This is a genomic window from Njordella aestuarii (assembly GCF_056494165.1).
The window spans coordinates 4598300-4617513 of the sequence record NZ_CM151397.1 but is presented as its reverse complement, the minus strand read 5'-3'; the positions used below and the strand labels follow the sequence as shown (position 1 = coordinate 4617513).

General features: G+C 50.0%; 15 protein-coding genes. 6 read left to right on the top strand and 9 right to left on the bottom strand.

The window, feature by feature from the left end; genetic code table 11:
- The first annotated feature begins 111 nt into the window (after window positions 1-111).
- Window positions 112-1716 (top strand): TolC family protein, encoded by a 1605-nt coding sequence (locus SH451x_RS18265; RefSeq protein ID WP_479358457.1) that lies wholly within the window; start codon window positions 112-114, stop codon window positions 1714-1716.
- Window positions 1717-1746: 30 nt separating this feature from the next.
- On the opposite strand, the gene SH451x_RS18260 is transcribed toward SH451x_RS18265, so the two are convergent.
- On the bottom strand, window positions 1747-3075 hold the full coding sequence (locus SH451x_RS18260; protein WP_479358456.1) for a hemolysin family protein: 1329 nt from the start codon (window positions 3073-3075) through the stop codon (window positions 1747-1749).
- 291 nt (window positions 3076-3366) lie between these two features.
- Between SH451x_RS18260 and SH451x_RS18255 the strand changes: the two genes are divergently transcribed.
- Window positions 3367-4257 carry a CHAD domain-containing protein gene (locus SH451x_RS18255; RefSeq protein ID WP_479358454.1) on the top strand — a complete coding sequence of 297 codons (891 nt, stop codon included), beginning with the start codon at window positions 3367-3369 and terminating at the stop codon, window positions 4255-4257.
- A gap of 5 nt (window positions 4258-4262) precedes the next feature.
- Here the strand turns inward: SH451x_RS18255 and SH451x_RS18250 are convergent, their stop codons facing one another.
- Window positions 4263-4853 (bottom strand): ATP-grasp domain-containing protein, encoded by a 591-nt coding sequence (locus SH451x_RS18250; RefSeq protein ID WP_479358452.1) that lies wholly within the window; start codon window positions 4851-4853, stop codon window positions 4263-4265.
- Window positions 4854-4995: 142 nt separating this feature from the next.
- On the opposite strand from SH451x_RS18250, the gene SH451x_RS18245 reads away from it, so the two are divergent.
- Entirely contained in the window at window positions 4996-5796 is an 801-nt protein-coding gene (locus tag SH451x_RS18245; RefSeq protein WP_479358450.1) for an IS5 family transposase, read from the top strand.
- A gap of 27 nt (window positions 5797-5823) precedes the next feature.
- Here SH451x_RS18245 and SH451x_RS18240 read toward each other — a convergent pair whose 3' ends face one another.
- On the bottom strand, window positions 5824-6033 hold the full coding sequence (locus tag SH451x_RS18240) for a hypothetical protein (RefSeq protein WP_479358448.1): 210 nt from the start codon (window positions 6031-6033) through the stop codon (window positions 5824-5826).
- A gap of 8 nt (window positions 6034-6041) precedes the next feature.
- Complete coding sequence (locus SH451x_RS18235) at window positions 6042-6896, bottom strand: hypothetical protein (protein WP_479358447.1); 855 nt, start codon at window positions 6894-6896, stop codon at window positions 6042-6044.
- Between the two features lie 356 nt (window positions 6897-7252).
- Between SH451x_RS18235 and SH451x_RS18230 the strand changes: the two genes are divergently transcribed.
- On the top strand, window positions 7253-8155 hold the full coding sequence (locus SH451x_RS18230; RefSeq protein ID WP_479358445.1) for an endonuclease/exonuclease/phosphatase family protein: 903 nt from the start codon (window positions 7253-7255) through the stop codon (window positions 8153-8155).
- A gap of 291 nt (window positions 8156-8446) precedes the next feature.
- Window positions 8447-8779 (top strand): YciI family protein, encoded by a 333-nt coding sequence (locus SH451x_RS18225; protein ID WP_479358443.1) that lies wholly within the window; start codon window positions 8447-8449, stop codon window positions 8777-8779.
- A 94-nt stretch (window positions 8780-8873) separates the two neighbouring features.
- Here SH451x_RS18225 and SH451x_RS18220 read toward each other — a convergent pair whose 3' ends face one another.
- On the bottom strand, window positions 8874-10160 hold the full coding sequence (locus tag SH451x_RS18220) for an outer membrane protein assembly factor BamB family protein (protein WP_479358442.1): 1287 nt from the start codon (window positions 10158-10160) through the stop codon (window positions 8874-8876).
- A 328-nt stretch (window positions 10161-10488) separates the two neighbouring features.
- On the opposite strand from SH451x_RS18220, the gene SH451x_RS18215 reads away from it, so the two are divergent.
- Window positions 10489-11643, top strand: coding sequence for a serine hydrolase domain-containing protein (locus SH451x_RS18215; RefSeq protein WP_479358440.1), 1155 nt, complete (start codon window positions 10489-10491; stop codon window positions 11641-11643).
- 26 nt (window positions 11644-11669) lie between these two features.
- Here SH451x_RS18215 and SH451x_RS18210 read toward each other — a convergent pair whose 3' ends face one another.
- The 4 genes from SH451x_RS18210 to SH451x_RS18195 form a co-directional block, all read right to left on the bottom strand.
- The gene (locus tag SH451x_RS18210; protein WP_479358439.1) at window positions 11670-15116 is read right to left on the bottom strand and encodes an efflux RND transporter permease subunit; all 3447 of its coding nucleotides are present in this window, start codon (window positions 15114-15116) and stop codon (window positions 11670-11672) included.
- Window positions 15113-16246 (bottom strand): efflux RND transporter periplasmic adaptor subunit, encoded by a 1134-nt coding sequence (locus SH451x_RS18205; protein WP_479358437.1) that lies wholly within the window; start codon window positions 16244-16246, stop codon window positions 15113-15115. The genes SH451x_RS18210 and SH451x_RS18205 overlap by 4 nt, the downstream gene beginning before the upstream one ends.
- 81 nt (window positions 16247-16327) lie before the next feature.
- Window positions 16328-16660 carry a thioredoxin gene (gene trxA, locus SH451x_RS18200; RefSeq protein WP_479358436.1) on the bottom strand — a complete coding sequence of 111 codons (333 nt, stop codon included), beginning with the start codon at window positions 16658-16660 and terminating at the stop codon, window positions 16328-16330.
- Window positions 16661-16958: 298 nt separating this feature from the next.
- Window positions 16959-19199: a bifunctional SulP family inorganic anion transporter/carbonic anhydrase gene (locus tag SH451x_RS18195; RefSeq protein ID WP_479358435.1), complete on the bottom strand. Its 2241-nt coding sequence runs from the start codon at window positions 19197-19199 to the stop codon at window positions 16959-16961.
- Window positions 19200-19214 lie beyond the last annotated feature (15 nt).

The window sequence follows — 19214 nt, the reverse complement described above, 5'->3', positions numbered from 1 at the left end:
CACGCGGACATTCGTGGAACCTACGGAGAAATCGAGAAAAGCCGAACAATCTGCACAAACGGAAGCCGATCAATCAGGGTGAGACTATGAATTTTGTATTATCGAACCACTATGGTGAACACCCCAATGCTAACGCGGCAAGATTTAGCGGCCTTTGCAGCGACTACCAGCATGATCTGCCTGGTAACACTTTTCGCTTCATTGACAGGGTGTGCCGCCAGTAAATCGCGTTCACATGGTTTTAGCAGTGTGTCGAGCGCTGGCAATTTGAAAGGATTGCCGGAAGAACTGGCTGTTCTCCCCGACTCAAACGGAGCGGAATTGCCATCATCTTTGCCAGTAAAATCAGCAGTCGTGCCAGCTGCTTACGAAAACTTGCAGCAGGCAAATCCTATCGAGAACGCTTCACCTACCGTCAGTTCCGTAGATGCGCTGCCAACCATTACGGCCATCGCAACTATACCGGGTGAAGATGTTACCGCTTGGAGAGATGACCAAAGCGGTGTATTCACACTTGCGCAATTGGAAGCAATGGCCTTGCAGCACAATCCGTCACTGCGCGAACTTGCTGCGACCACTCAAAAGGCAGCGGCTTTTCGCACGCAAGTCGGTTTTCGCGCAAACCCGCTCGTCGGCTACCTGGCCCAACAACTAGCGGATGAAGGTACAGACCAGCATCTTGCTTTTATTGAGCAGGAGTTTGTTACGGGTGGAAAGCTAGAATTGAACCGACGTGTGCAAAACGAAGCGGTTAACGTTCAGATGCTTGAGCTTGAAGCGCAGCGATATCGCGTGCTTACGGATATCCGGATGAAATTTGTTGAGACGCTCGCAGCTCAGAATCGCCTTAGTGCCATCGAAGAGTTCGTGCCCGTCGTTAGCAAGGGTTTGGAATTGACCGAACTACGATTGAAAGCTGCGGAAGGATCAAAGATCGATGTCCTTCAGGCTCAAGTGCAGTTGTACGAGATAGACCTAGTGCGACAGCAAACGAGGGCTGATCTTGAGGCGACTTGGAAGGAAGTGGCCGCGATGATCGGCGTTCCGCAGTTGGAACAAAGGCGGTTGGAGGGAACGCTGCCAGAATCGGCGAATACCTTCGATTGGACATCCCTCGCCGAAACTATGGTTGCTAGCAGCCCCGAATACTCAAGTGCCTTGGCGCGGGTTTCGCAGGCTAGAGCGGAACTGGTTCGCCATGGAGCTCAGAACATTCCGAATCTTCAAGTGCAGTTTGGGGCAGGCGTAGACAATGGAACGAATTCAGGCATGATGAATTTACAACTGGCTGCACCGATTCCCGTTCACAACAAAAATCAGGGCAACATAGCGGCTGCTCGAGCCGAATACTGTCGCGCGTTGAGCGAAGTTCAAAGGATCGAGAATTCTATCAAGTCACGTCTGGCCGCGGTTTCCGGACAATACAATTCCGCTGCAGCTGCGGTCGGAATGTACGCCGAAAAGATTCTCCCGAGCGCTGAGGAATCCTTGGAGTTGGCGGAAGTCGCGTATAAGGCAGGCGAGACGAGTTTTCTTCAAGTGCTGGTCGCGCGAAGGACTTATTTCGACGCAAACCTCTTGTACATTAATGCGCAATCAGAGCTTGCTCAGGCGCAAGCATCAGTTGATGGTTTCGTCCTGACAGGAGGACTGGACCCTGTACAGGACCGAAGCGGAAGCGACGACCTACGCGGACTTACTTTCGGCCAGCAGTAAGCGACTGCCTGCTTCAATCGCTGTACACATTCAGTTACCATCGTTTGCCTCAAGAAGCGAGGCTTCTAGGACCTGTTGCCGACGGACTTTGCGAACGACAATCCGTAAATTTCCCAATGCGATAACTTCACCTCCATCCACAGGCTTCCCCAGGTTGGTCGATACCCATTCATTCAGGGTAACTGGAGTTTTTTGACTTGCATCGATGGGCAATTCGATCTTGCACACCTCCTTCAGCAGGCCTAACGAAGCATTTCCTCCAACTATCCAGCCCTTTCCCGAGCGATTGATATGACTAGGCAGTCTATCATACTCGTCGTGAATTTCACCGATCAGTTCTTCGAGAATGTCTTCGAGCGTAATCATACCGGAGACTTTACCTGAGGTGTCCATAACCAAGGCAATGTGGATGCGCTCGTGAATCAACTTCTCTAAACAATGGGAAACAGTCAGGTCGTCGGGAAGTCGCGGGAGTGGACGCAAAATACCGCGAAGTGACGCATCGTGCGGAGAAATTCGCAAACTGGCTACAATATCTTTGAAGTTAACGTATCCTACGATCTTCTGCGGGTCATCGAGAGCGTCTGTTACCGGGAATCGCGTATGCATGTCTTCATGCGCTGCGATCAGACAGTCGGTCATCGAACTTTCTAAATAGAGCATGCTGATATACTGGGCAGGCAATTGAATCGAACGAACCGTTGTGCTAGAGAGTCGAGCAGCGTTGATAATAATGTTCTCCTCTCTGATGCCAATCAATCGCGAGGTTCTAGCTATAGATGCCAATGCTCTAAGCTCTTGTAAAGCTGAGTCGCCAATTGCGCCTGCATTCTTGTCTTCTTTTAGGAAGCGGTTTTCGCCAATTTCCATAAGGATCGTAACGGGACGCTCAAGTAACCATACGATTGGCCAAACGCACTTCGAGAATAACTCCATAAGCGGTGATAGACGCAGGCATACCCACTCGTTGTTTCGCATTGAAAAGACTTTGGGGAGAAGCTCACCGAAGATGATAGTGATGACAGTCAACGGTGCGACTACGACAGCTATTGCAAATACTTGCGCCAAAGTTGGAGATAATCCCAACTTCAAGAAATGAGGTTCAATCGACTCCTCCGCGCCCGCACCCCCGGTGGCCGCAGCAATTACTCCAACGAGCGTTATGCCTAACTGCACGACGGCCAAGCTTGCTTCGATGTTAGTTTTCATGCGAACAGCCGACGCCGCTCCGCGTGTCTGCGCGTTGACGAGCCGTTCCAGACGATGCTGAGAAATCGAAGCTAGCGCGATTTCGTATCCCGCAAAAACGCTATTCAGCAGAATCATGAAAAACATGACCCCCAGTTCGATCCCCCACACAGTGTCGCTCCTTTGCCGTTTGCGTCCTTCGAAAAAGCAGAGGACTCGCAAATCCTAATGCAATACGCAACTACTTCAAGCCACAATCCAGGCCGCGCCAACATACAATCTTCGTATAAAACAAGTACCGTAGATGACTCCAGCGAATCGAGGGTGCGTTTTCCCGCACTCAAAGTTGCTTCATTTCCACTTAACAATAACTAGAATAGACCTACTGAAAACGTCTTCACCGGCTTGAGTGATTGCGAGCTCGTTTTGTCGCCGTGCGTCTTTTTGAAAACTGAGTTATAGATGTCTTTTAAATTGAACCTCAATAAGAGCGTTGCAGACGAACTGCGCAGACTTACGTTAGAGCAGACTCAAAAAGCTATTGATGAACTGCATAGTAAAAAGCTTTCTGATGAGAAAAAAGTTCATCAAGTTCGCAAACGATGTAAGAAGATGCGGGGGCTTGCTCGACTATTTGTTGAAACCGATGAACAGCTCGCCAAGTACGAGAACAAGTTTTTCCGCAATACCGCCCGGCTAGTCTCCGGTGCACGAGACTCAAAGGTCGTGGTTGATGCATTCGATTCTCTCGTGTTGCCATTTGAACAAAAGACGGCGAAAGCAATGCATTCCTGTTTAAATGCCGGTTCAATACTTGAGGATGAAAAATCAGATGATATATCGTCACTACTGCGAAAGGTAGAAGCGAAGTTTAGGAAAGCAAAGAAGCGAATCAAGCAATGGCGATTTGATAAAGACGAAGCAGATTTAATCTTCGCAGGATTCGAAGCTACCTACACGGATGCATTTGATCAGCTTGACGAGGTTAGGAAGGAAGGCTCCACGGAGCAACTGCACGAATGGCGTAAATCTGTAAAGTACCATGGCTTTCACTGCGAGGTTTTACACTCGGTTTGGCCTGCCTATTTTGCGATGCGTAGCCAAGAACTGAAACTGCTCGGCGACCTGCTGGGCAAAGACCACGATCTCTCGGTATTGAGTGACACGCTTGCGCAGCACTGTGACGTCTTGGTAAAGAAGCAACTCCGGTCAACCCTTCGCTTGATCGAATGTCATCGCGATCTGTTGAGCTCTAGGTTTATGCCACTTGGGAAAAAACTATTCGCCGCATCGCCACAAGTCTTCGTCGATTCCGTAAAAAGCTATTGGAAGATCGCTTCGTCGAAGCTTTAGTAAGTTCAGCAGATGAGGAACTGCAAGATTTTGTCGGCGATGCAGTTGCTTCCAGCATCGTCGAATCTAACAAACATTGGAAATGAGTTTACTTCTAAGAAGACGGGTGATGACCAACCACGCCTGCATCGGAAGTCCAACGCACAATAATCGAAACCTAGCTGCTTGACAAAGTGATGGATCGGAGCCACTAATTCCTTCGGTATTTCCACTTGATAAACTTCCACGTTGTGGTCTTCTCTATAATCGAGCATTTCGGTTTTTAGATGGAAACAGTAAAGTGCCTCGTCGATAGCAAAGACGCGCAAATTTTCTCCTTCCAATCGCTCTTGAATAAACTGCGGCTCTATCTGGTCAAGTGGAATGTTATCGTCCAGCATTGCTTGCGCATTTTTCGTATGAGCGCCGCCGCCGAGCGGTTTTACGGCTTTGGCCGCAGCATCGGGGAGTGTTGCGAGAGGAGTTAAATCGCCAAGCACGGTTGTTGCGGGAATAGCAAATCCAGAGTCGATCGCTATGCGTAAATTCTTCGATTTGTTATTGGCATCGGTTAAAGTCGCGCGGTTGAGAATCCGAATATTGGGCCACGCAAGCACGTACGACTGGATGGTGTCAAAGCAACTGCGATTTTGAAACGGGTCGGAATCAAAAACATTGTACCTTAGAGGCTAACAAAAAACTTGCCTAACGTTCGTTTGGCACAGGGTTTGCGCCAGCCATGAATTCAAGGAGAATATCATGGCTAAGAATATTATACCGGACGATTTACTGAGATTCATTTTAGCTGAACTGCCGCCGTTGCCAGAATCTACCAGTGATGGTGGTCGACGACCGATCGAGCATGAGGTGGTAGTGCGGGTAATTTGGCATGTGCTGACGACCGGCTGCCGCTGGGCAGATGTCCCGTTGGAGATGGGATGTTGCGGTGAGACCGCTCGATCGCGTTTGCGCCTTTGGCAGTCCACGGGAATTTGGGAGCGTATCCATAAGAAGATTCTCAATAAGCTCAATGCAGCGAAGCGGTTGCATCACGAAGTAGCGATCATCGATTCGACTCTGACGCGAGCTTTTGGAGGCGGGGCCAAGAGTGGTCCCAATCCGACCGACCGTGCAAAACCGGGGACTAAGCACACTTTGATGGTGGACGCTAACGGAGTTCCTCTCGCGGTTCGAGTGGTCGGTGCTAATGTGCCTGACGTGAAAGAACTCGTCAAAACTGTCGTCGAATTTCCGCAGATTGGTGGTCGAAGGGGACGCCCACTAACGCATCCCAAGCAAGTCATCGCCGATGCAGGATACGACGATAATTCGGGACGAAAGCTTCTGGAGTGGATAGGTATTGAACCCAAGATTCGAAGGCGTCGCGAGAAACATGGCAGCCATTTAGGCAAAGTGCGATGGGTCGTGGAACGAACCATTTCGTGGTTCAAGGGATTAAGACGGCTTCGCTTTCGCTATGATCGAGATGCAATCATGATTGATGCTTGGGCAAAACTCGCCGCTGCCGTCATTACTTTTCGCATCTTTGATAATCTATAAATCCTTTTTTCAAACTCCAGTTTTTTGTTAGCCTCTTAGAAACACTGCCTTGGGAGCGAGTGAAAGATCGCCCAGGTCGAGTGTAGGAGTGCTAAAATCCCAGGCAATTTGGCGGCAAAGGTCGTTGTCGGAGTTCCAGAAGACGTAATCAAGCTCACGGACATGCGCTTGATCTACGATTCGCTGAGTGTTGGGGTCCGATTCGCCACCAACAATTAAAAGTGCAGGAGTACGCATGCGAAGTCTTACCAGCGTCGGAAGTTATTCCAGATTCGCGGCACGATGCGTTGGCTTCCGGAACTGCTACCTGGTGGATTAGGTACGACACGCGGTGCTTGCGATTCTTCACCAACAGCAAATGTTGTCACTTGAGTTGGACTTCCTTCCTCTCCGACCGCACGTGTTGATGGCTTTGGTTGACCTTCTTCACCTATAGCACGAGTCGACGGAGTAGCGTTTCCGCCTGTTGAATTCTCTTCGCCAATTGCAAAAGTTGTCGGTGATGTAGGATTGGTTGGCTGCCCCTCTTCGCCCGTGTTACGAGTCGATACGTGGGGCGATTTTTGCAATGTACCTTCCTCACCGATAGCATAGGTTGTTACCTGTGGCGGGCTAGACTCTTCTCCAACTGCTAGAGTCGTCGGCTGCGAGGGGCGGTCTTCTTCACCCACTGCGAATGTTGTTGCCTGAGGCGGTCCACTCTCCTCTCCAACAGCCGTTGTCGTGGGGCGTGATGGCTGACCTTCTTCACCAACGGCATATGTTGTTGCTTGAGGTAGCTGGCCTTCTTCGCCTACTGCTCTGGTGGAGACCGAGTTTTCTTCGCCTAAGGCTTGCGTTGTCACCCTACCCGACGAGCCTTCTTCCCCGACAGCCCTGGTCGTCGGCGAGCTTGACTGGTTTTCTTCGCCTAGCGCCTGGGTTGTGATTGTTTGGGCGGATGCTGTTGAACTGTTTAGTAGTGAATAGGCCGCTGCTGACGAAAAGCCAATGGCAACAATTTGACGAAGGAATTCACGTCGCCCAGTTTTGCCGGCCTTAAATTCGGCCAATATCTTATTCAGATCTTCGCCGCGTGAAGATTCATCGTTGGTCGACATTTTAAACTCTCCGTAATGATTTTAGATTGAAGGGCCGCAATGAGCCTGATGAGGTAAACACTAGAGCAAGAATGGCCGTTCGTCCGTGTTTCGCAAACATCGTGCCTTTCACTGAAATCGGTGGCAATCGGATGGCGCCTAAGTCTGGCTGATTCGATGCTTGAGCCGACGAGGGTTTGCCGCAACTGTTTCGGTTTTCAATGAATTGTAACGCATTGAGCCTTGCGTGGTGAGTCGGTTCGAGACACAGCGTCGCTTTTATTGTCCGCTAGTAGTCGCATGGCTCGAGCGTCAATCGTAGAATGGATGCTATCTACACTTTGATTACAGCTTGTTTCTTTTTGATGATTTTTGCGATGACCAGATCTGTGCGAACATACATTGCGGCGGTGCTATTGCTCGTGTCCGTTGCGGGGAATACGTGCTTGGCGGTCGAGCCAGGAAGGGCGTTAAAGATCGTAAGTCATAACGTCTGGTATGGCTTTACGAAGAAGCCCGAGCCTCGCCATAGCAAATGGTTGGAGTGGATGAAGTCGGAAGCACCCGACGTCGTATCATTGCAGGAATTGAACGGTTACACCGCAGAGAAACTTGCGACCGATGCCAAAGCCTGGGGGCACGAACATGTCGAATTGCTCAAGGACGATGGGTTCTCGACAGGGATTACATCGCGATATCCGATAACGAACGTGCGTCGGATTCGAGATGCGATGCACCATGGTTTGCTGCGTTGCCAGATCGAAGGTATATGGTTTTACGTCGTGCACTTTCATCCATCCAACTTCGAGCGTCGTGTCGAAGAGGCTTGGCTGCTTCGCGCAGACGTGGCGACATTACGGGACGATAATCCTCGAATCGTTCTCGTAGGCGACTTCAACGGTTTTTCGCCAGCGGATCGTCAGCAGTATGACGCCAATGCTGAACTGGTCCCATTCTTCAAAAGGTTGGATGCAGGTGATCCCAAGGCCAAGAACCTCAATCAAGGGATGATTGACTATGGCGGGATTGAAGCGATTTTAAAGCAGGGTTACGTGGATGTGATCGCCAACCATCGCGGCGAAGGCGGACCATTCGTGGGAACCTTTCCAAGTCCGCTGGTTGATGATGAAGATCACGGACCCGACCGGCGACTAGACTATATTTTTGTCAGCCCGAATCTGCTTTCCAGCGTCTCGTCTGCGGCCATTCTTCGTAACCCGAGTACGGAATCGTTGTCAGACCACTTTCCAATTACGGCGACGCTAACCTTCGGCAAATGACCCCGTTGTTTGGTTCGGCCCCGTTATGCGAAAGTCAATTTATTGGTCTACGGATATCGCGTTACAACCCGACTGAGCTTGCCTCGGTCGAATCGGGATCATAATCAGCCTAACAAGTCTCTGTATCGATTTGATCACGGACAAAAATCGTAATCGCAACTTCCCTAATGAAGAATCAATTTTGGCAGTGTGATGTCGAAATCGAGTTCATATGTTCGACTAGGTCGTAAGGTAGGGTTACTCGTCTGCTGACGAACACTCCTTCATGCACATTGAATCGAGGTGGGAACGATGAAATATTTGCTGATGATATATTCTGAAGAAGGCGCATGGCCGCCTGAGGAACACGCTGAAGCTTTGGCGGAATCGATTAAGCTCTGTCACACGTTGCACCAACGAGGGCAGTATTTGAACGCTGCTCCGCTGCAGCCACCTGCGACGGCACGATCGGTTCGGGTGCGAGATGGCATTCGCATGGTGACCGACGGCCCATTCGCAGAGACCAAGGAACAGATGGCAGGTTTCTTCCTGATCGACGTTTCCAATTTAGACGAAGCAATCGCCGTAGCAGCTCAAATCCCCGGAACTCGCCGCGGAACCACAGAAATCAGACCGCTGGTTTGAGGACGTTTTCAACTTAAGATATCAGCAGCACGCTGAGTTAGCGTACTGCTCAGGAATGCAGTGACACGCAAAACACTGCTGTCGTCCCAGGATGTTAATGTGCAGCGACGGCGTATAGTGTCGAAGACGAGCGAATGAACAGCGTGCCGTCGGCCGCTGCTGCAGTCGCCCAAAATCGAGCTTCACCTTCCACGGGAAGCTTGTTGACTCGCACGACTTCAAGTGTTGGCCCCGGCTTCAAAACAAAGGTGTTTCCGTTCTCGTCGGGACAAAACACCAAGCCATTCTGGCCCCAAGGCGATGCCCAAAATGCGCCAGCATCTGGAAGTCGGTCCTGGTAGATCTTAGCTCCGGTTGCGGCATCTACACATGTAATGTTCGGACCGCGTTGCCCAAGCAAAAAGATCTGACCTTGGTAAACGAGCGGCGATGATTTCTGAGGTCCAACCTCGGTAGTACGCCACAATACACTCGAGTTAGAATTTTCGCCTGCAGCAAGACTAATGTCACCTTTGGCTCCGGCGCGAACGGCGAACATTGTGCCTCCGCCCCGCCCTTGATTGCCAACGATCAGTGTATCGTTGTCACCAGCAGGTGTCGAAATAATTCCACCTTGGCCTAAGGACAATTGCCATAACAGTTCACCATTCTCTGGGTTATACGATCGAATCATTTGACCGGTCGTGACTAATTCCGAGCGAACGGAATTAGTCCAAATCATCGGTGATGCCCAGTTGGATGTTTCTTCGCGATCGATCCGCCATTTTTCAGTTCCCGTCGCAATATCCAAAGCGGCTAAGAATGATTTTTGCTGGTTGTCAATTTGAACAAAGACCAAGCCGTTGTGAATCACTGGGGAACTTGATGTACCCCAGTCGTTCTGCATTGGGTAGTCGCCCAAATCTTTATTCCAAAGTTCATTGCCGTCCAGGTCGTAACAAAATAAGCCCATCATTCCAAAGTAAGCCACGACATGCTTCCCGTCGCTCACCGGTGTTTCGGATGCATAGGTGTTATCACGATGGGTGCTTAACTTGGGCTTGCCTTTGAGGGCAGATTTTGACCACAGCAGTTTACCAGAACTTGCATCAAAGCAATGGATTTGCCAATCATGTTCCGTATCTTTGTTCTTCTCGCCGCTAGCGACGGCCGTCGTAATGAACAACTTTTTTCCAACGACGATCGGAGCAGACCAGCCTTCGCCGGGGACTTCCGCTTTCCATTTGATATTTGATTCAGAACTCCAAGTGTCAGGCATCGTCGTTTCATTTACGAGCCCACTCGCGTTCGCGCCGCGGAACTGTAGCCAGTCTTCGGCCTTCGAAATATTGGAAAGAGAAGCTACTGCAAAGAAAATCGCTAATGTTCGATAGATAGGCATGTATAGCACCAACTCGAAAAGTGAAAAGGAATAAGAGCGACAGGGGACATCACCAGCATGCTCAAACTGAGTGTAAGAAGTTGTCTTACAGCTGCTTTTGCACCGTGGTTCAATCGTCGCACGACCAAGAACGCCTTTATGGTAGGGGAGATTTTAGGCAGCCACAATAACCAAGCCACTCTGTCTCATGTTGAGCTCGTCAAACGCTGTGTTCGAAATTCTGCGATTTCACGCGTAGTTCATGCGTTGTTTGCGACTTCGCGTCGCTTAGGATTTGGTATCCTACTAATGCTTGTACTCCCATTAAAAACTAATTATCGAGAAAAAAATGAAGCTTTCAGCCCCACACGCCTTGGTTTTAATAGCTTTTTCCGTATCGTCCCTCCAGAGCCAGGACGCAAAACCGCTCGGGAGCGACCTTGATAGTGCGCTCAAGCCATTTGTTGAGGATGGTACGGTCGCGGGCTTAGTCGCTATCACAGCAGACAAGAATGCGATTCTTACTCAGTCGGTTCTAGGATTTTCGAATGTCGACGACAAGCGGCCGATGAAATCCGACTCGATCTTTTGGATTGCGTCGATGAGCAAGCCGGTCACGGGCGCATGTGTGATGATGCTGGTCGACGAAGGAAAGATCTCATTGGACGACAAAATTGTTAAACACCTTCCGGAGATGAGCGAGCTCGTAACAGAAGATGGGAAACGAGCGGAGATTACCATCAGGCATTTGCTGACACATACATCTGGCATGGCTGAATTGCCTGCGGGTGAAGCGTATCGCGATGAAACGCTGGCTGATGTCGCTGCGAAGTACTCGCAAGTGAAAGTCTTGTTCGAACCAGGCTCCAAATGGCAATACTCACAGACGAGCATCAATACGGCGGCGCGGATCGTTGAAGTTGTCTCGGGTGTAAGCTTTGACGAATTTGTCGAAATCCGAGTCTGCAAGCCATTGGGGATGGTTGATACAACGTTCTACCTCTCGGACGATCAGCTTACGCGGCTAGCGACCAGTTACGATACACTGGAAGAAGGGGGCTTCAAAGAAAAAGCGATCGGTTTACTTTCTGGTAGTTCTCCGACATTTCGCGGACGCTTTCCCGCGGCCAACGGTGGCCTCTTTTCAACAGCGGCCGACTATACCAAGTTCTGCCAAATGCTGCTTAACGGAGGAGAGCTCAATGGCAAAAGATTGTTAAGCCCAGAGGCCGTGACCACCATGCGAACCATCGCGACCGGGGATCTGCAAACCGGTTTTACGCCTGGCAATGGCTGGGGGATTGGATGCTGCGTCATTCGCGAACCACAAGGCGTTACGGAATCTCTGTCGCCGGGCAGCTTCGGGCACGGCGGGGCTTATGGCACTCAAGCCTGGATCGACCCTGTGAAGAATCGCATCCATGTCCTGATGGTGCAACGCGCCAACTTCGGCAACTCCGACGGTTCGGCGTTGCGTAAGGCGTTGCACGACGCTGGTCAATAGACGTTAGCGACATCGCTAACATTGAACTAGTTGCTGACGTTGGCTCGGCCAGCGTACAGCAACCAATAGGTTACGGGGATGACAAACAGTGTGAACAACGTCGATGCGATCAACCCAAAGATAAGCGACCAACCCAAGCCGGAAAAAATCGGATCCAACGTGATCGGAATGGCTGAAAGCAACGCCGCACCCGCTGTTAGCAGGATCGGCCGCAATCGGACGACTCGGCTTTCAAGGATCGCGTCGAACAAAGGTCTCCCGCGAGCTACCGATTGTTGCATAAAGTCGACCAAAATGATCGAATCACGCGTAACGATGCCGGAAAGGGCAATCATGCCAATCATCGCAGTCGCCGTAAAATAGACTGGATCAGGATAGTTGCCTACCGTTTGGCTTGTTGCTGCATTCAATAGATAAAAGCCGGGCATGACGCCAAGTGCAGTAAGCGGGATTGCAAGCATGACAACGATCGGAACGAGAAAGGATCCCATTTGAGCGACCAGTATGATGTAAATCATTAGCATTGCGGCACCGAAGGCGAGCCCCAAGTCACGGAAGACATCCAGAGTAATCTTCCACTCCCCTTCTCCGGCAAAGGTAACCGACATGTCGCTAGGAACTCGCCATGGAATATTGCTTCCATTGGTTAGGAATGTTCGGGATTCGACCGCGCGTGGTTCTGCATCGCTTACAAAGTTTGGGCCAGCAGGAGCTTGATCGGCAAGAATATCGATCACGCAATCGGCGGGCGGGCGTCCGACGCATTCGGCAAAGACGTAGGCAACGCGTTTGAGATTCTTATGATAGATTGTCTGGCTAACGTATTCCGTTCGCCATGTGCCTAGTTCGTGGAGCTGAACTAGTTGGCCTCGCGCATTCTTAAAGCTCAGTTGCGATAAATCCGCCTGGCTTGAACGCAGCTCTCGCGGTAAACGGAATGTTAGGCTAAGCGGATTGCGTTCGCCTTCGACCCGCAATAGATTTTCGCGATCCCCCGCCAAAGCCAGCTGAATTGTTTTTGCGATATCGTGAACGGAGATGCCTGATAGTGCTGCTTTCTCTTGATCAGGTACAAAAACTAGCCGAGGAACTTGAGCTTCGCGGATGTCGTCTACTTCCGCTATGCCCGGTTCGCGGCGCATTCGGTTCGCGACGGTAGTGGCGGCCTGCAAAACATCCTCATAGCGACTGCTATCGGAGCCGTACACTTCGGCGACCAGCGATGCTAGAACTGGTGGGCCGGGAGGCAATTCAACGATCTGAATCTTGGCATTGGCTGAATTTGCGAGTGCCGTAAGCTCGTCACGAAGCCGTAAGCCTATCGCGTGGCTTTGCAGATCGCGATGCTTTTTACCGACAAAATTTACGCGCACTTCGGCTTGGAACGCTCCGTCGCGCAGATAGTAATGACGAACCATCCCGTTGAAGTCGATGGGGCCTGAGGTCCCGACTGTGCTGACGTAGTTGATAACTTCAGGTTGATTGGCCAAGACCGATTCCATCTGCCGTACAACTGCGTCGGTACGCTCTAGTGACGAACCTTCTTCCATGTCTAACAGGAACAAGATCTCATTTTTGTTATCAAACGGAAGCATCTTGAGTGGAACCATACGCAGCAATCCCAAGCTCATTGCAGCAGCCGTGAGTGCTGCCATAAAAATCAGGAAGACGACTGCTCGGAATCGAGTCTTAAGCAGCGGTGTCATCAATGGTTTGAATAGTCGGTACAGGAATGTTCTCTGAACGACAGCAGGATCATAAGCTTCCTCTACAAGCGGCTCTTCCAAGTGCGAGGTTTCGGAATCGGTTCTCTGCTCATCTTCTTGAACTAGCTTCGTACCCCACGTCAAAATATGGTACGAAAGCCAAGGCGTGATGGTAAACGCGACTACCATCGACATCACCATAGCAACCGGTACATTGAGTGCCATGGGTGACATATACGGCCCCATCATACCGGTGATGAAAAACATCGGAAGAAAGCTGACAATCACTGCTAGAGTGGCACTTATCAATGGCGGACGAATCTCGGCGACTGCGTCCAGTACGATTTGACGCGATGCTTTTTTTCGATGTTCAAAATGTCTCGCAATGTTTTCTACGTCGACGATGGGATCATCGACTAGCAGTCCTAGGGCGAGTATCAGCGCAAACAATGTTACGCGATTAATGGTGTAACCAAACAATAGGTTAACGGCGAGCGTTAATCCAAAGACAACCGGAACTGCGATCGATACGATCAAAGCCTCACGCCATCCCAATCCAAACGTCAAAAGTAGCACGACGATGACAATCGCCACACCAAGCGCTTCGATCAGCTCGTTAACCTTCTCGTTTGCAACGATACCATTGTTGCGAGTAACAACCAGTTGTACATCATCTGGCAGAATTTCGTCGCGCAGTCGGGTTGCCTCCCGGACGACGGATTCCGCCACAACAACTGCGTTTGCACCTTTCTGTTTTGAAATCGCGATGGTGACCGCAGGGGTTGATTCTGAAATCGCAATGTCTTGATTGGGCTCAATGTCAGCATGAGCGACGGCATTTTCTCCGATCAACCAACCAGGAGTGGATGGGTGCTTTTCAAAAGTTTTTGCTGTACCCCAACCGTGACGCACGTAAGTAGTGACTTCTTCAGGACCATCCAGAATGTTGGCGACATCCTTTAGAAAGACTGGGCGATCGTCAAATACACCAACCACCAGATTGCCGACATCGCCTGCGGAATAGAGTTTCGGATGAACTGCGACTTGGGTTTCGCGGTCAATACGTGTGAACGAGCTCGCGGGGCTAGCTGCATTGGACAGCATGACGGCATTGCGAACTTCTTCGATCCCCATCTTATGTGCAAGTAAGCGGTCGGTGTCGAGGTCGACATTGATGGTCCTTGCTTCGCCGCCGATCAAGAAGGCGCGGCTTACTTTGGGAACGACCGCCAATCGTTCAACTAATTCTTCTGCGACGCGACGCAGGGCAAAGCTGTCGTTTGAAGCTCCCGTTACGGCTAAGGTTACGACAGGAACATCATCAATTTCGACTGGCTTCATCACCCAACCAGTCACACCTGGAGGAATCGCATCGACGTTTTCATTCAGCTTCTTAAAAAGCTTAACAAGGCTTCGCTCCCGATCTTGACCAACATAAAATCGAACCGTGATGACCGCGGCATCGTCACGCGACATGCTGTAAACGTACTCAACGCCATCAATTTGATATAGCATCCGCTCCAATGGGGCTGCAGCGAGTTGTTCGACTTCTGCGGCAGTGTGACCAGGGAACTCGACGAAAATATCGGCTAAGGGAACAACAATTTGCGGATCTTCTTCTCGCGGCGTAATCCAGAGCACCGCGAAGCCGATGATCAGCGAGAGGATGATGAGAATTATCGACAGGTTGGAACTCAAGAAGATTCGCACAATTGCGGTTAGCGAATCTTGCGTTCCATGGTGAGAGGTTGGATGTTTTTTGCTCATTGCGAAAGTCCTTTTTCATTGCTGTTGGGAACCAGCACCTGTTCGCCGGCTTTCAATCCCGAAAGTACCTCCACTTGCTCATTGAAAGTTCTTCCTAGTTGCACAGACCGTCGAGCTAAAGTCCCATCCACTAGCACGCTAACGAACGTCAGCTGTCCAACGCGTTGTATGGTATCTTCTGGTACCAAGAGTAGCGTTTCGTCTTCCAAAGGCAGCATCAGTCGGCCAAACATGCCGCTGTATACGCCAGGCGGACAAGGCCCCGAGACTTTGACTTCGAACGAGCGACTTGAGGAGTCTGCTTTTGGCACAACTTCGCTGACAGTAGCCAAACATTCGTAGCCGAGTGATTCCATTTTTGCTGGAAGCTGTTGACCGACTTTCAGTTTCATCGCAAGCGATTCTCGTACGTTAGCAACTAGTTGCATGTGTGTTGGGTCGTACATCGTTAGCAGAGTCTGACCGGGGCTGATGGTGTCACCGGGTTGCACGGCTTTGTCTACGACGACTCCTGAAAATGGCGCGATGACCGTTGCGAAATCTAGATAAACTTTAGCTTCCTCAACAGCTCGGCTAGCACGGTCGGCGTTGGCCTGTGTCGTTTGCGCTCGCGTTAATGCTGTGTCATATTCGGACTGAGAAATTGAATTGATCGCTTTGAGTTGTTGCGCCCGAGAGACTTCACTCTGGGCAAGCTTGAGCTCAGCGAGCCTCGAATCGAAATCGGCTTCTGCTTGGCGAACGCGTGATTGTTGTTCTTCGTCGCTCAAACGTACGAGAACATCGCCAACGTTGACCCGTTTTCCGGCCGTTACGTTGACTTCTAACACTCGAGCTAGGATTTTGGACGCAACGTTAGCTTCATGCACAGGCTTAATGGCACCAATTGCGGATTCATAGCGAGGCTGCGTGATCTCGACTACTTCAACAAACACAGCATCAGTCGGAACACTTTTCAACTGTGTCTTTGGCTCTGGTGTAACCTTTTCCTTGAATACACCGGCGAAGACCATCAAAAGTAACGTTACGCCAGCGATACTTGCAAGCATCAAGGCGAATCTCGTTGCTGACTTTGAACGCAATACTAACCACTGAATTGCGTTTGGGTTTACGATCTTCTTTTCGCTCATCGGATTTCTTCTAGTATAAAGTTGCGATCGGCTATACATCAGCAGATATTTTTGGCTGAGCGCGAGGAGTTCTTTGCCTTATCAATGCAAGTCGATCATCTGCTGAACCACAGAACTGAGATCAGCTTCCGACGGGAGACCGGAAGATTGGCCAACGACTTCGCCCTTAACGATGAAAGCGAGCGTTGGAATCGAAGATACGTTAAACTCGCGTGCGAGTGATGGTTCATTATCGATGTTTACTTTGACGATCTTTGCTCGACCTGAGAAAGCTTTCGATACTCGCTCCAGAACGGGGCTGAGCATTCGGCAAGGTCCACACCAATCTGCATAGAAATCGACGACTACCGGAATGTTCGATTCGAGAACTTCGCTCTCAAAAGTCGCAAGGGAAACCTCTGTTGCGATACTCATTTTGGCACCTTAGTTGAGATATGGTTATGGGGGCTATACCTTAGACCCCGCATATCGAAAAAGGTTACAAACGAGTGCCCAAATAGCGCTAGTATCGACTTTTGTTGCCGTTTTACACTATCAATATTAAGTCACTGAACGACTAAAGCTGTCCAAATTACGCAGCTGGCTCCCGCGGTATAGTGCCCGTTCGCACGTTGCTCTGCAGATGAAAGGTGGTGAAAAGGCATTAGAGACTGGATTGAGTGAAGGAACTGCACAATTGCGAGGACTGAAGACTTAGCATTTCACAATGTGACTACGCGAGTATTTCGTTACGGATAGGGATGAATTCTACTTTGCCTGTATCTTGATGAAGGATGGCGTTGACGATAGCCAGCTCCCCTTTTTCCACGAGTTTTCGAAGGGCCGGGCTTTGCGAAATTACCAGCTGAAGTGACCGTTCCAAGTTTTTTAGGGCGGTTGTGTCAACAAACTCAACTTTTTCTGATTCTGGAACAAAAGTGAAAGACGACTGATGCTTTGGGTCGGCGGATTCTTGTATTTCGCTGAGAACAGAACTCAAACTTGGGCAGTCGGGCAAGTATTTAAAATCTTCGGGTTTGATGCGACATTCATGGGATAGCCGGACCATTCGACTGTTGCTGTGCGTCAGCAATACAATTAGCTTTGCTCCGCCGACGATACACCCGTATTCCATGCTGGCTAGAACTTTACGGCCAATCACGTTACCGGCCACGCGGATGCTAAACAGGTCGCCTAACGCGAGATCGAATACGAGTTCTGCAGGGGTGCGAGGATCGATACCGCTGAAGACGACGGCGATAGGATACATGGCTTTCTGATCGACTTCCAACCAATTTTGCAAGGAACGGTCCAGACGTCTGCCCGTAGCAAAGCGATGATTGCCATCTTCTAAAATTTGAAGAACTCGCGAAGGTGTTAGTTGTGAGTACAGTTCACGACCTGTGTAATCCATATAGATTCGATCATCATTGAGGCGATACTCATTGCGAAATCCACGTAAGCTCACGGTTATCCCATTTGCCGGTCCTATGTCGTCGCGAAATTCACGGATGTAGCTCTGAATATCCGGATCGATATAATCAGTGCTGCGAGCATCCAGCAGTGCGTGCGAGCCGCGCGGGATATCACGGAGTACATTTTCCAACGCTGCTTTGTTCAGAAAGCTTACTTGATTGGCGAGTTCCAAATGATAGACCTTTCCGCTTACGTGTTCTTCAATGATCTGGCGGATCGGTTGGGACAAGTTGCTTTTCAATATAAATAGCAAGCTCACTGCAAGTCCTATCGTGACACCAATGAGAAGATCAGTCACGACGATGGCCACCAAAGTTGCGATGAACGGCAAGAACTGATAGAGGCCTTCGCTCCACATTTGTTTAAACACTTTGGGGCTTGCAAGTTTGAATCCTGTCATTAACAAAATTGCCGCCAAACATGATAGTGGTATCGTGTTTAAGTAGGCCGGGACCAACATGACACAGAACAAGAGCAAAACACCGTGAAATATCGAAGACAGCTTGGTTTTTGACCCGGCCATAACATTCACAGAACCTCGTATGATTACGCTCGTGACAGGTAGTCCTCCGAGCAAACCACAAACCATATTGCCTGTACCCTGTGCCCATAACTCACGGTTGGGAGGAGAGAGGCGTTTCTGTTTGTCGAGTTTGTCAACTGCGTCTAGATTCAGCAGCGTTTCCAGCGACGCGACAACCGCAATTGTGATACCAGAGATATAAACCGCTGGATTGCCAAGCTGAGAAAAGTCAGGCAACGTGATGAATCCCAGGAAACCTACGACGCTGTCCGATACGGGCACATGGACCATCAATCGACCTCGATCCAAAAATGCGAAAGACTCGCTGACATATCCGAATGCAAAGCTAATGAATACGCCTAACAAGACAACAACCAAGGGAGCTGGGATTAAGAGCTGCTTTAAAAACTTCCATTTCTCCCAAGCTATTAACAAAGCCAGAGATATGAGGCCGACCATCAAAGCTCCAGCATGAACATCGCCTGAGAAGATCTTAGTGATTTGAGTGAGTATGTTTGGATGGCTGGGAGCATGACCGTGGGAAGACATGTCGTATCCGAGGAGATAAGGTGTTTGCTTTATGATTAGAATAACACCTATCGCTGCAAGAAGTCCCTTGATGACACTTGACGGAAAGAATGCAGAAAGTGCTCCTGCATGAATAATTCCCAACGCAATTTGCAAAATGCCTGCAATCACAACGGCCAAGAGAAAAATCTCAAACGATCCGAGTGTTTCAATCTGTGAAGCCACAATCGCCGTAAGCCCAGCTGCAGGTCCCGAAACGCTAGTATGAGAACCGCTGAGAAGGCCTACGACGATCCCCCCAACAATACCAGACACTAAGCCTGAGAAGAGTGGAGCTCCTGAAGCAAGAGCAATGCCCAAGCAAAGCGGCAAAGCGACCAGGAAAACGATTGTGCCTGACATGAAGTCGCGGGACGTCGTTTTAAATAAGTTTTTTATGTCATCCATTTAAGTACCGGTAAA